The 12,532-nt window shown below is 64.5% G+C and carries 11 protein-coding genes and 1 pseudogene; 8 read left to right on the top strand and 4 right to left on the bottom strand.

All coding sequences use genetic code 11. The annotated features are described in order from the left end of the window. Window positions 1-33: 33 nt before the first annotated feature. Window positions 34-1,548 carry a malonate--CoA ligase gene (locus tag NKH03_RS29355; protein WP_352972351.1) on the top strand — a complete coding sequence of 505 codons (1,515 nt, stop codon included), beginning with the start codon at window positions 34-36 and terminating at the stop codon, window positions 1,546-1,548. Between the two features lie 22 nt (window positions 1,549-1,570). Here NKH03_RS29355 and nagA read toward each other — a convergent pair whose 3' ends face one another. From nagA to NKH03_RS29375, 4 genes are read right to left on the bottom strand one after another with little or no spacing between them, the layout of a single operon-like run. Further along, window positions 1,571-2,743, bottom strand: coding sequence for an N-acetylglucosamine-6-phosphate deacetylase (gene nagA / locus NKH03_RS29360; protein ID WP_352870267.1), 1,173 nt, complete (start codon window positions 2,741-2,743; stop codon window positions 1,571-1,573). Next, complete coding sequence (locus NKH03_RS29365) at window positions 2,740-3,783, bottom strand: SIS domain-containing protein (RefSeq protein WP_352972354.1); 1,044 nt, start codon at window positions 3,781-3,783, stop codon at window positions 2,740-2,742. The genes nagA and NKH03_RS29365 overlap by 4 nt, the downstream gene beginning before the upstream one ends. Beyond that, window positions 3,780-4,562: a GntR family transcriptional regulator gene (locus tag NKH03_RS29370; RefSeq protein ID WP_352870265.1), complete on the bottom strand. Its 783-nt coding sequence runs from the start codon at window positions 4,560-4,562 to the stop codon at window positions 3,780-3,782. Before NKH03_RS29370 ends, NKH03_RS29365 begins: the two co-directional genes overlap by 4 nt. Next, window positions 4,559-5,440: a glucosamine kinase nucleotide-binding domain-containing protein gene (locus NKH03_RS29375; RefSeq protein ID WP_352883459.1), complete on the bottom strand. Its 882-nt coding sequence runs from the start codon at window positions 5,438-5,440 to the stop codon at window positions 4,559-4,561. Before NKH03_RS29375 ends, NKH03_RS29370 begins: the two co-directional genes overlap by 4 nt. A gap of 198 nt (window positions 5,441-5,638) precedes the next feature. Here NKH03_RS29375 and NKH03_RS29380 point away from each other — a divergent pair, with 198 nt between their 5' ends. From NKH03_RS29380 to NKH03_RS29410, 7 genes and pseudogenes are all read left to right on the top strand, one after another. Continuing rightward, window positions 5,639-6,598: an N-acetylmuramic acid 6-phosphate etherase gene (locus NKH03_RS29380; RefSeq protein ID WP_352972357.1), complete on the top strand. Its 960-nt coding sequence runs from the start codon at window positions 5,639-5,641 to the stop codon at window positions 6,596-6,598. A gap of 2 nt (window positions 6,599-6,600) precedes the next feature. Beyond that, entirely contained in the window at window positions 6,601-7,857 is a 1,257-nt protein-coding gene (locus tag NKH03_RS29385; RefSeq protein ID WP_352972360.1) for an ABC transporter substrate-binding protein, read from the top strand. A 244-nt stretch (window positions 7,858-8,101) separates the two neighbouring features. Next, the gene (locus tag NKH03_RS29390) at window positions 8,102-9,031 is read left to right on the top strand and encodes a carbohydrate ABC transporter permease (RefSeq protein WP_352883457.1); all 930 of its coding nucleotides are present in this window, start codon (window positions 8,102-8,104) and stop codon (window positions 9,029-9,031) included. A gap of 228 nt (window positions 9,032-9,259) precedes the next feature. Then, on the top strand, window positions 9,260-10,099 hold the full coding sequence (locus NKH03_RS29395; protein ID WP_352972363.1) for a carbohydrate ABC transporter permease: 840 nt from the start codon (window positions 9,260-9,262) through the stop codon (window positions 10,097-10,099). Then, window positions 10,096-11,157, top strand: a complete 1,062-nt coding sequence (locus NKH03_RS29400) for a Gfo/Idh/MocA family protein (protein WP_352972366.1) — start codon at window positions 10,096-10,098, stop codon at window positions 11,155-11,157. Before NKH03_RS29395 ends, NKH03_RS29400 begins: the two co-directional genes overlap by 4 nt. 226 nt (window positions 11,158-11,383) lie before the next feature. Next, window positions 11,384-12,382, top strand: a complete 999-nt coding sequence (locus tag NKH03_RS29405) for an ABC transporter ATP-binding protein (protein WP_352972368.1) — start codon at window positions 11,384-11,386, stop codon at window positions 12,380-12,382. A gap of 56 nt (window positions 12,383-12,438) precedes the next feature. Continuing rightward, a pseudogene (locus tag NKH03_RS29410) lies at window positions 12,439-12,532 on the top strand (integrase core domain-containing protein); the annotation flags it as partial.

The following is a 12,532-nucleotide window of genomic DNA, read 5'->3' on the forward strand; positions in this document are numbered from 1 at the left end:
GGCCCGCCGTTCCGCCACCCCAGGGAAATCTTCATGAGCAATCATCTGTTCGACGCGTTCCGGTCCCGGATGCCGGCGCCTGGGCGCCTGCTGATGGAAACCGATGACGGCCGCTCGCTCAGCTATGGCGATATGCTGGAGCGCTCGGCACAGCTCGCGCATGCGCTCTTGCAACTGGATGTCGAACCCGGCGACCGGGTCGCCGTGCAGGTCGAGAAGAGCCCTGAGGCGGTCCTGCTCTATCTCGCCTGCCTGCGCGCCGGCGCCGTCTTCCTGCCGCTCAACACCGCCTACACATTGACCGAGCTGGAGTATTTCTTCGGCGATGCCGAGCCACGGCTGGTCGTCTGCGATCCGGCAAGGGCGGCCGACATCGGCGCGCTGGCGGAAAAAACGGGCGCCGTCGCCGTCACGCTCGGCCGCGACGGCCAGGGATCGCTGACCGATCAGGCCTCGCGGCTGCCGACGGAGTTTCATGACGTGGCGCGCGGGCCGGATGACCTCGCGGCGATCCTCTACACTTCGGGAACCACGGGCCGCTCGAAGGGCGCCATGCTCAGCCACGAGAATCTCGCCTCCAACGCGCGCGTGCTGGTCGAGCACTGGCGCTTCACCGGAGACGACGTGCTGATCCACGCATTGCCGATCTTCCACACACACGGCCTGTTCGTCGCCACCAACGTCATCCTGATGGCCGGCGGCTCAATGCTGTTCGAGCAGAAGTTCGATCCGGCCCGCATCGTCACGCTTTTGCCGCGCGCCACGGTTCTGATGGGCGTGCCGACTTTCTATGTGCGCCTGCTGCAGCAGGATGGGCTGGGCCGCGAGGCGGCGAAAAACATCCGTGTGTTCATTTCCGGTTCGGCGCCGCTGCTGGCCGAGACGCACAAGGCCTGGCGCGAACGAACCGGCCACGCGATCCTCGAACGCTATGGCATGACCGAGACCAACATGAACACCTCGAACCCCTATGAAGGCGAGCGGCGCGCCGGCACGGTCGGTTTCCCTTTGCCCGGCGTCACGCTTCGCATCGCCGATCCCGACAGCGGCGCAGCGCTCGCCCAAGACGAGGTCGGCATGATCGAGGTCAAGGGCCCAAACGTCTTCGGTGGCTATTGGCGCATGCCGGAGAAGACCAAGGCGGAATTCCGCGCCGACGGTTTCTTCATCACGGGCGATCTCGGCATCATCGACGCCGACGGCTACGTCCATATCGTCGGGCGCGGCAAGGACCTGATCATTTCCGGCGGCTACAACATCTATCCGAAGGAACTCGAAAGCGAGATCGACGCGCTCGACGGGGTTAGCGAAAGCGCCGTCATCGGCGTTGCCCATCCGGATTTCGGCGAAGGCGTCACCGCTGTCGTCGTGCGTGCGCCGGCATCGCGGATCACCGGCGCCGAAATTCTCGGCGCCATCGCCGGACGCGTGGCGAAATACAAGCACCCAAAGCGGGTGATCTTCGTCGACGAACTGCCGCGCAACACCATGGGCAAGGTGCAGAAAAATCTTTTGCGCGAGACATATAAGGATCTCTACACAGCCTGAAATTGGAGGCGCGGCCGGTCGGTCAGCCTTGGGCGCCAGCCTCAAAAACCTTGCCGCCACCGATCCAAACGCTCTTCATGTCGAGATCGTCCGACAGCGAAACGATATCCGCCGCCGTGCCTTTGGCGAAGCGGCCGAGCCGGTGCGACTGGCCGATCGCCTGCGCCGGATAGAGCGAGGCCATGCGCAACGCTTCCGACAGGTCCAGCCCGACAACCCGGTGGACGTATCGAACCGCCGAGATCATGTCGAGATCGGCACCCGCCAGCGTTCCGTCGGCAAGCCGCAAGCTGCCATCCTTGCGGTAGATGGTGCGGCCGTTCAGCGTGAATGAGGTCATGTCGGTGCCGATTGTTGCCATGGCGTCGCTGACCAGCACGATCTTGCCGGGACCTTGCTTGGCACGCAGCGCGATCTTGATGGTGGCGGGATCGACATGGATGCCGTCGGCGATAAGACCGGCGGACAAGGTGCCGATGTCGATGGCCGCGCCGGCCAGACCAGGCTCGCGATTGCCGATCTGGCTCATTGCGTTGAACAGATGGGTGACCACGCTCGCGCCGGCTTCGGCGAAGGTGCTGGCGGTGGCGTATCCGGTGTCGGAATGGCCAAGACTGACGATGACGCCGGCCTTGGCGAGTGCCGCGACGCGTGCCGGCTCGACGGATTCCGGCGCTACGGTGGTGAGCAGCACCGGCAGTTTTTGCCGCGCCGCGATCAGCATCGCCTGGTCGGCATCCGACATCGGCCGGATCAGCGCCGGATCATGCGCACCCTTGCGGGCGATCGACAGATGCGGGCCTTCGAGATGCAGGCCGAGAAAACCCGGCATCTTCCGCAGCGCCGCGGCTTCGCCGGCGGCGACGGCGGCGGCGGTGATGTCGGGCGTGTCGGTGATCAGCGTCGGCAGCAGCGCCGTCGTGCCGAAGGGCGCATGTGCCTTGCAGATGGTTTCGAGCGAGGCGACATCGGGATGGTCGTTGAGCATGACGCCGCCGCCGCCATTGACCTGGAGGTCGACGAAGCCGGGCACGAGCATGCCGCCGCCGGTCTCGATGACGCGGACATCGGCGGCTATGGCACCGGAGGGCAAAATAGCCTCGACGAGGCCGTCGCGCACGACCAGCGCGTGGCCGTCATGCCAGTCGTCGCCGTCGAAAATCCGGGCGCCGGTCAGGGCAAAACGGTCGCTCATAGCGTCTCCGTCACCTTGCGAAGATTGCGCGGCGTGTCCGGATCGAGACCGCGATGGCGGGCAAAGGCCTCGACGAACATGTAGAAGGAAACGATCAGCGCCAGCGGGTCGGTCAGGGGATGGCCGGTGGCGACATGCGGCAGGGGCACGGCACGCTGGGCAAGCGCGGAGGTGACGAACACCGGCGCGCCCTTGGCCGCCAGGCTGTCGGCGGCCTCGGCGACTGATGGCTCCGACGCGTCGCGCGCGGCCAGCGCCAGCACCGGAAAATCGGGGCCGATCAGCGCCAGCGGGCCATGCATGACTTCGGCGGCGCTGTAGGCCTCGGCGTGCATGCCGCAGGTTTCCTTGAATTTCAGCGCCGCCTCGTTGGCCATCGCCGCCGATGGTCCGCGGCCGAGGATGAACAGCGACTTCTGCTTCTCGATCGTTTCGGCCAGCACGCTCATCCAGTCGCAGGTGATCGCCTTGCGGAAATGCTCCGGCAAGCGGGCCAGTGCTGTCAGGAGCGCATCGTCGCCGGTGGCATGCGCCATCAAAGCGAGGCCGGCAACGGCGGAATTGATGAAAGTCTTGGTCGCCGCCACGCTGCGCTCGGGGCCGGCCAGTATATCGATGGCGTAATCCGAGGCACGCGCCAGCGGCGAATCGGCTGTGTTGGTGATGGCGATGGTCAGCGCGCCGCCCGCCCGCGCGGTTTCGGCCATGGCAACGATGTCGGGGCTCTTGCCCGACTGCGAGATCGCCAGGCAGGCCGAGCCGGCGAGCCTGAGCTTGCGCCCATAGATCGAGGCGATTGATGGTCCGACCGATGCAACGGCGAGGCCCGCCGTCAGCTCGACGGCATACTTCATGAAGGTGGCGGCATGGTCGGACGAGCCGCGCGCCACGGTAACGACAAACTGCGGGTCGCGTTCGCGTATGCCGCGCCCAGCCTCGGTCAATAACGCGCCGGAGCCGTCGAGTAGGCGGGAGACGGCTTGCGGGATCTCCGCGATCTCGCGCCGCATATGGGTCGGCTTCGTTGGCTCTGTACTCATGGTCGGCCCTCTTCACTTGGCCCCGCCAGCCGCAGTTCGGCGACGAAATCATAGGCGTCGCCCCGATATATAGAGCGGGTGAATTCGATCACCTTGCCGCTCGCCAGATAGGAAATGCGTTCGATATGCAGGCCGGCGACGCCCGGTGATACTTCGAGCAGGCGCGCGTCGCTGTCGCCGAGATTGGCGGCGGAAATGCGCTGCACAGCCCGCACCGGCCGGTTGCCGGTCAATTCCAGCGCCGCATAGAGCGAGGAGCCTATATCAGCCGGGTCGGGCAATACTCTCGCCGACAGCGAGGCGCGTTCGATCGCCAGCGGCGTGTCATTGGCAATGCGCAGGCGAGCCACCCGAGCCACCAGTTCGCTCGACGACAGGCCGAGCACCATCATCTCGTCGGGCGAGGGCGCGTAAAGGCCGCGATCGAGCCAGGCCGAACGCACCGCCATGCCGCGCCGCGCCATGTCCTCTGTAAATGAGGTCAGCCGCGACAGCGACTGTTCGACGCGCTCCATGCGCGGCGCGACGAACGTGCCGGAACCATGGCGCTGGACCAGTATGCCGCCCTTGACCAGGTCTTGCACCGCCTTGCGCACGGTGACGCGCGAAATGTCGGCCTTGGTGGCGATGTCGCGCTCGGAGGGCAGTGCGTCCCCCGGCCCGATCAGGCCGCGATTGACCGCATCCTCGATGCTCTTGCGAAGCTGCAGGTAGAGCGGCGCGCCGCTCTGCGACGACTGTTTCAGCATGGCGAAGATCTGGTCGGCGGCCTCGCTCATCGAGCCGCCTCCGCGTGTCCAGTGAAAAGGCGGACCGCCATCTGCACGGCGCCGCCCAGCGCGTCGTCGAGCGGCGGCTTGAGCAGCGCCCGGTAGCGGGCCGACAGGCGCGGCGCGTAGAGCGGAGCCAGCCCGCCAAGCAGGCAGAGCGGCGCGTCGTCCGAAAGGTCGAGCGCGCCGAGCGAGGCTTCGACGTCGGCGACCGCCCTGTCGAGGATCCAGTTGGCGATGCTGTCGCCCTTCTCGGCATGCTCGAACACCTTGGGTGCGAAGCCGCCGAAATCGCCGGGCTTGGCATTGGTGGTGAATTCGACCACGTCCTCCGGATTGTTGCGGAAAACGGCCAGCATGCTCAGCGTCAACGGCGAACCCTCGCGGACGCCGTCATAGGCAAGCAGCGTCTGCTCGAGCAGGTCGCGGCCGATGCGGGCGCCGCTGCCCTGGTCGCCGACCTGGAAACCCCAGCCGCCGATGGCGCGCGATTTGCCGTTCTTGCGCGCCATATAGGCGGTGCCGGTGCCGAGGATCGCCATGGCGCCGTCACCGGAGCCGACAGCGCCTTCCAGCGCGATCTCGGCGTCGGTCTCGACGCGGCTGATGCTGAACGGCAGGATCGCTTCGAGCTGCTGCCGGTAGGTGCCGACATTGGCGCCGGCGAGGCCAAGAATTGCCGGTGTCTGCGGGATCAGGTCCGGGTCCTGCCCGGCGTCGATGAACGCCTGCCGCGCCGCCTCGACGATGTTCGACCGGGCGCCGGTCAGATCGGTGCGGATGTTGGCGGCGCCGCTTTTGGCGCGGCCAACAACAGTGCCGTCCGCTGTCGCCAGGGCTGCCCGGCAGCTGGTGCCGCCGCCATCGATTCCGAGCACAAAATTCACACGATTTCTCCTCCGGGGGGATAATACCAATAAAATACCAATAGCCAAGGGTTAATTTCCGGCTCAAAAAAATTAGGGCGTATTTTATTGAAAAGCCGAGGTATTCCGTCGCTTCCCCGATTTCCAGCCCACGAGTTCGTTAATGCGTGTGGACAAGTGGTATTTTTTTGGTATTGTTCTGGTATTGGAGGAACCGGGATGGCCGAAACGCGCACCGAAGCGCTTCATAAAAATGCCGAGGGGCTGGATATCCAGACTCCGGACGCCATCCTTTCCTATTTGGCCGATGCGCAGATTGAAGCCGCTAAAGTGGTGCGCCATGCCATTCCTTCCATTGCCAGGGCGGCCGAAATCGTCGCCGGCAGACTGAACGGCGGCGGCAAGCTTGCCTACGCGGCGGCCGGCAGCTCGGGTCTGATGGCGCTGGCCGATGCGCTGGAGTTGCCTGGCACCTTCGGCATTCATCGCGACCGCATCGCCATCCTGATCGCCGGCGGCGACGAGGCCTTCCGGACGCTGGCCGGCGGACCGGAAGACGACACCGAGGAGGCCGCGGCAGCGGTCGCCAATGCTGGCCTCGGCAGCAGCGATTGCCTGATCGCCATTTCCGCCAGCGGCACCACACCCTATGCGGTGCGGGCCATCGAGGAAGCCGCTCGCCGTGGTGCAGCGACGATCGGCATCGCCAACAACCGGGACTCGGCGCTGCTTCGCCAGGCGCAAACCGCTATCCTGCTCGAAACGCCGCCGGAGCTGATCGCCGGCTCGACGCGGATGGGCGCCGGCACCGCCCAGAAGATCGCGCTCAACATGCTGTCGACGCTGACCGCGGTCCATCTCGGCCATGTCCATGATGGCTACATGGTCAATCTGACGGCCGACAACATCAAGCTGCGCGACCGCGCGGCGCGCATCGTCGCCGCCGTCAGCGGGCGCGGCACGGACGAAGCGGCCCGCCTGCTCGAGAAGAGCGGCGGCGCGGTCAAGACCGCCATTCTGCTCGCCGCCGGCGCCGACAGTGCCGATGCGGCGCGGAAGATACTGGAAGAGGCCGGCCAGAAGCTGCGGCCGGCCCTTTCCGCTATAGAGGGGAGCAAGGGGCGCACTGCCTCCGTTCTCATCAAAACCGAACCTGAAAAAGGTCAACAGGGAGACTGAGCATGACAACGAAACTACTGACGGCACTGCTTTTGGGCACCAGCATTCTCGGCTCGGCCGGGGTGGCTTATGCCGACGTAACGCTCAACATCGAAAGCTGGCGCGGCGATGACCTTGCCATCTGGAAGGACAAGCTGATCCCGGCGTTCGAAGCCAAGAACCCGGGCATCAAGGTGGTGTTCGCACCGTCGGCTCCGACCGAGTATGACGCCGCACTTGGCGCCAAGCTCGCCGCCGGCTCGGCGGGCGACCTGATCACCTGCCGCCCGTTCGACAAGTCGCTTGAACTGTTCAAGAAGGGCAACCTTGCCGATCTCTCGGCGCTGCCCGGCATGGAAAACTTCTCTCCGGTGGCCAAGTCCGCCTGGCAGACAGACGACGGCAAGGTGAGCTTCTGCGTGCCGATGGCCTCGGTCATTCACGGCTTCATCTACAACAAGGACGCCTTCGACAAGCTCGGCATCAAGGTGCCGGAGACCCGCGACGAGTTCTTCGCCGCGCTCGACAAGATCAAGGCCGACGGCACCTACATCCCGATGGCGATGGGCACCAAGGATCTCTGGGAAGCCGCGACCATGGGCTACCAGAACATCGGCCCCAATTACTGGAAGGGCGAGGACGGCCGCGCGGCGCTGATCAAGGGCGATCAGAAGCTTACCGACAAGGAATGGATCGCGCCGTTTGAGGAACTGGCCAAGTGGAAGCCTTATCTCGGCGATGGGTTCGAAGCGCAGACCTACCCGGACAGCCAGAACCTGTTCACGCTTGGCCGCGCCGCCATCTACCCGGCTGGCTCGTGGGAAATCGGCCTGTTCAACACCCAGGCCCAGTTCAAGATGGGCGCCTTCCCGCCGCCGGTCGAGAAGGCCGGCGACACCTGCTACATCTCCGACCATACCGATATCGGCATGGGCTTGAACGCGGCTTCGAAAAACGCCGATGCGGCCAAGACCTTCCTGTCCTGGGTCGCCTCGCCGGACTTCGCCACCATCTACGCCAACGCGCTGCCGGGCTTCTTCAGCCTGAACTCCGCGCCGGTGAAGATGGAAGACCCGCTGGCGCAGGAATTCGTCTCCTGGCGCGGCAAGTGCAAATCGACGATCCGCTCGACCTACCAGATCCTGTCGCGCGGCACGCCGAACCTCGAGAACGAGACCTGGGTTGAATCGGCCAACGTCATCAACGGCACCGATACGCCGGAAGCCGCCGCCAAGAAGCTGCAGGCCGGTCTCGACAGCTGGTACAAGCCGGCCAAGTAAGAGCTCAGGCTGAGCGCTGCTTATCTCCCCCTTTGAGGGGGGAGATGTCGCCAAAGGCGACAGAGGGGGTCGGTGGAGGCAGGCCGCGGCTTGATCGTTGCTGGAAAGCACGGTCAAATGTCGATGGCGCGCTGCCTTGACCGACCCCACCCGCCTCGCTTCGCGAGGCACCCTCCCCTCGAGGGGGAGGGAGGCGCCGCGCCTTTGGCGGCATTTGCCAACCTGATCGGCGGGGACCGAACTCATGGCCGCAGAAACACGACCGAAAAGACCATTCCGCTGGCACATCGGCATCTTCCTGGCGCCGGCGGTGCTCGTCTACACGGCGATCATGATCCTGCCGCTCGCCGGCACGCTGCAGCTGTCGCTGTTCCGCAACATCGAGCAGCACCAGGTCTTCGTCGGGCTGGAAAACTTCCGCATGCTGTTCGGCGACCCCAACTGGTCGGTGGGTTTCTGGAACGCGCTCAGGAACAACACCTGGTTCTTCATCATCCACATGGTCGTGCAGAACCCGATCGGCGTCATGCTGGCCGCGTTGCTGTCCAGCCCGAGACTGAGATTCGCGGCCTTCTACCGCACGGCGATCTTCGTGCCCACGATCCTGTCCTTCGTTATCGTCGGCTTCGCCTGGAAGCTGATCCTGTCGCCGCTGTGGGGCGTGGCACCGCATCTGATGGACCTTGTCGGCCTGAAAAGCCTGTTCACGCCGTGGTTGGGCAAGGAGCAATATGCGCTGACCGCGCTCAGCCTGATCTCGGTGTGGCAGTTCGTCGGCATCCCGATGATGCTGATCTACGCAGCCCTGCTGTCGATCCCCGAAGAGGTGATCGAGGCCGCCGAATGCGACGGCATCACCGGCCTGTCGCAATTCTGGAAGATCAAGCTGCCGCTGATCCTGCCGTCGATCGGCATCATTTCGATCCTCACCTTCGTCGGCAATTTCAACGCCTTCGATCTGATCTACACCGCGCAAGGGGCGCTCGCCGGGCCGAACTACTCGACCGACATTCTCGGCACCTTCCTCTATCGCGCCTTCTTCGGTTTCCAGCTGCAGGTGGGCGACCCCAATATGGGCGCGGCGATCGCCACGATGATGTTCCTGATCATCCTCGGCGGCGTCTGCGTCTACCTCTTCCTCGTGCAGACGCGCCTGCGTCGCTACCAGTTCTGAGGGGGGTAGAATGTCGAGCTTGAACACCCCCCTCTGGCCTGCCGGCCATCTCCCCCGCAAGGGGGGAGATCGGATGTCATTTCGGCCTTCGCCAATCTCCAGCGTTGCAAGATGTGCGGCAACGCTAAAACTGCCAATCTCCCCCCTTGCGGGGGAGATGTCCGGCAGGACAGAGGGGGGTGCCTGGGCGCCGACCCTACCAGCCGCAGCTCGTCAGGAGACATTCCAATGAGCACCGCCACCCATTCCGTGCCCCGCACCATCGGCGCCCACGCGATCCTGCTGACCTACACGGGGATCGCGCTGTTTCCGGTGATCCTCGTCATCATGAACTCGTTCAAGTCGCGCGCCGGCATCTTCGGTGCGCCGCTGACGCCGCCGACGCCAACGACGTTCGACCTGATCGGCTACACGACGGTGATCGGCCAGGGCGACTTCATCCATTATTTCCAGAACAGCCTCGTCGTCACCGTCGCCTCGCTGTTCTTCGTGCTTTTGTTCGGCGCCATGGCGGCGTTCGCACTGTCGGAATACCGCTTTCGCGGCAATTCGCTGATGGGCCTCTATCTGGCGCTCGGCATCATGATCCCGATCCGGCTCGGCACCGTCGCCATCCTGCAATTGATGGTGGCGAGCGGGCTGGTCAACACGTTGACGGCGCTGATCCTGGTCTACACCGCGCAAGGCCTGCCGCTGGCCGTCTTCATCCTGTCTGAATTCATGAAGCAGGTGTCCGACGATCTGAAGAATGCTGGCCGTATCGACGGCCTGTCCGAATACACCATCTTCTTCCGCCTGGTGCTGCCGTTGGTCAGGCCATCGATGGCGACGGTCGCCGTCTTCACCATGATCCCGATCTGGAACGATCTGTGGTTCCCCCTGATACTGGCGCCGTCGGAAGAGACCAAGACGGTGACGCTCGGCGCGCAGCTGTTCCTCGGTCAGTTCGTCACCAACTGGAACGCCATCCTGGCCGCCCTGTCGCTGGCCATCATGCCGGTGCTGATCCTCTACGTCATCTTCTCGCGGCAGCTGATCCGCGGCATCACGTCTGGAGCCGTCAAGTGAGTTCTGAAACACCCCTGCGCGTTGTCGTTGCCGGCCTCGGCAATATGGGCCGTAGCCATGCTCTAGCCTATCACACCAATCCGGGCTTCGAGATCGCCGCGCTGGTCAACCGCTCGGACGTGCCGTTGCCGGAAGGGCTTTCCGGCTATGGCATCAGGCGCTCCTTCGACGAAGCGCTGCGCGACGAAAAGCCCGATATCGCCTGCATCGCCACCTATTCCGACAGCCATGCCGACTATGCGGTGAAGGCGTTCGAGGCCGGCTGCCATGTCTTCGTCGAAAAGCCGCTGGCAACGACCGTGGCCGACGCCAAACGCGTCGTCGCGGCGGCCACGGCCAACGGCAAGAAACTGGTGATCGGCTACATCCTGCGCCATCATCCGTCCTGGATCAGGCTGATCGCCGAAGCGCGCAAGCTCGGTGGCCCGTACGTCTTCCGCATGAACCTTAACCAGCAATCCTCGGGCCATAGCTGGGAGACGCACAAGCAGTTGATGCGGACGACCTCGCCGATCGTCGACTGCGGCGTTCACTATCTCGACGTTATGCTGCAGATCACCGATGCCAGGCCGGTCGAGGTGCGTGGCATGGGCGTGCGGCTGACCGAGGAGGTCGCGCCCTCAATGTACAATTACGGCCACCTTCAGGTGCTGTTCGATGACGGGTCGGTCGGCTGGTACGAGGCCGGTTGGGGGCCGATGATTTCGGAGACGGCTTTCTTCGTGAAGGACGTCATCTCTCCCAATGGCTGCGTGTCGATCGTGATGAAGGAAGGCGTGAAGTCGGATGACATCGACACCCACACCAAGACCTCGACCATCCGCCTGCACAGTGCCGCGACCGGAGCGGATGGCAAATTCGCCGGGCCAGACGAAATGCTGTCGATGGAAGGCGAGCCCGGCCACCAGGACCTCTGCGACCTCGAACAGGCCTTCGTGCTGAAAGCGATCCGCGAGGATCTGGATCTCACCAAACACATGGACGACGCGGTCAAGTCGCTCGCCGTCTGCCTCGCCGCCGACGAGAGCGTGCGCAGTGGAAAGGCGGTGCGATTGTGACAAGGGCGTTATCGTCAGGGGTTGCGCTCTACGGCGCCCCCCTCTGGCCTGCCGGCCATCTCCCCCTCAAGGGGGGAGATCGGATGTCGGTACTGCCTTCGCTAACTGTCAGCGCCGAAAAATGGCGTGAGGCCTCGAAGCTGCCAATCTCCCCCCTTGAGGGGGAGATGTCCGGCAGGACAGAGAGGGGTGCATTCGCGCCCGCATTCCAATCCGGAGGATCGCCGTGGGCTCGCTGAACATCGAGAACGTGAAGAAGGCCTTCGGGCCGGTCGAGGTGCTGAAGGGCATCAACCTCGAAGTGAATGACGGCGAATTCGTCGTCTTCGTCGGCCCGTCCGGCTGCGGCAAGTCGACCTTGCTCCGGGTTATTGCTGGGCTGGAGGATTCGACCTCGGGCCGGGTGGTCATCGACGGTCAGGATGTCTCGGCCACGCCGCCGGCCAAGCGCGGCATCGCCATGGTGTTCCAGACCTATGCGCTCTACCCGCATCTGACGGTGAAGAACAATATGGGCCTCGGGTTGAAGCAGGCCGGCACGCCGGCGGCCGAGATCAATCGCCGCATCGGCATCGCCTCGTCGATGCTGTCTCTGGAACCCTACCTCGAGAGACTGCCGGCCGAACTCTCCGGCGGCCAGCGCCAACGCGTCGCCATCGGCCGCGCCGTGGTGCGTGAGCCCAAGCTGTTCCTCTTCGACGAACCGTTGTCGAACCTCGACGCGGCGCTGCGCGTCAACACGCGGCTGGAGATCGCGCAGTTGCATCGCCGGCTGAAGGCGACGATGATCTACGTCACCCACGACCAGGTCGAGGCGATGACACTGGCCGACAAGATCGTCGTGCTCAACGCCGGTCGCATCGAGCAGATCGGCGGCCCGATGGAGCTCTACAATTCGCCGGCAAACGAGTTCGTCGCCGGCTTCATCGGCTCACCGAAGATGAATTTCGTCGACGGCGCCCGTCTCGGCGAAACCGCCAAGACCATCGGCGTGCGGCCGGAGCACCTGACCGTCGATCCGAAATCCGGCGCCTGGAAGGGTACGGTGGTCCATGCCGAGCATCTCGGCGCCGACACTAATCTCTATCTCGACTGCGAGAAGGCCGGGTTGATCACAGTGCGCATTTTCGGGGTATACGATGCAGAACCGGGCGCCACGCTCTATGCGACGCCGGATCCGGCGAAGACCTATCGATTTGGGGCGGATGGGAAGGTGCTGAAGTAGTATCGCAGCATAGGCTGGCGCTGCCCCTCATCCGCCTGCCGGCACCTTCTCCCCGTATAGTGACGGGCATCGCCCTTGAGCGCATCCAGCCGGGCAAGCCGCAGCAGAACGGGCGCCATGAGCGTTTCCACCTGACCATGCTGCCGATGG

The organism is Mesorhizobium sp. M1406 (genome assembly GCF_040317555.1).
Lineage (GTDB): Bacteria > Pseudomonadota > Alphaproteobacteria > Rhizobiales > Rhizobiaceae > Mesorhizobium.

Excerpts from the sequence above, each read along its gene's own strand:
- NKH03_RS29355 (WP_352972351.1), top strand. The coding sequence starts at position 34 with ATGAGCAATCATCTGTTCGACGCGTTCCGGTCCCGGATGCCGGCGCCT.
- NKH03_RS29380 (WP_352972357.1), top strand. The coding sequence starts at position 5,639 with ATGGCCGAAACGCGCACCGAAGCGCTTCATAAAAATGCCGAGGGGCTG.
- NKH03_RS29365 (WP_352972354.1), bottom strand. The coding sequence starts at position 3,783 with ATGAGTACAGAGCCAACGAAGCCGACCCATATGCGGCGCGAGATCGCG.
- NKH03_RS29385 (WP_352972360.1), top strand. The coding sequence starts at position 6,601 with ATGACAACGAAACTACTGACGGCACTGCTTTTGGGCACCAGCATTCTC.
- NKH03_RS29395 (WP_352972363.1), top strand. The coding sequence starts at position 9,260 with ATGAGCACCGCCACCCATTCCGTGCCCCGCACCATCGGCGCCCACGCG.
- nagA (WP_352870267.1), bottom strand. The coding sequence starts at position 2,743 with ATGAGCGACCGTTTTGCCCTGACCGGCGCCCGGATTTTCGACGGCGAC.
- NKH03_RS29370 (WP_352870265.1), bottom strand. The coding sequence starts at position 4,562 with ATGAGCGAGGCCGCCGACCAGATCTTCGCCATGCTGAAACAGTCGTCG.
- NKH03_RS29390 (WP_352883457.1), top strand. The coding sequence starts at position 8,102 with ATGGCCGCAGAAACACGACCGAAAAGACCATTCCGCTGGCACATCGGC.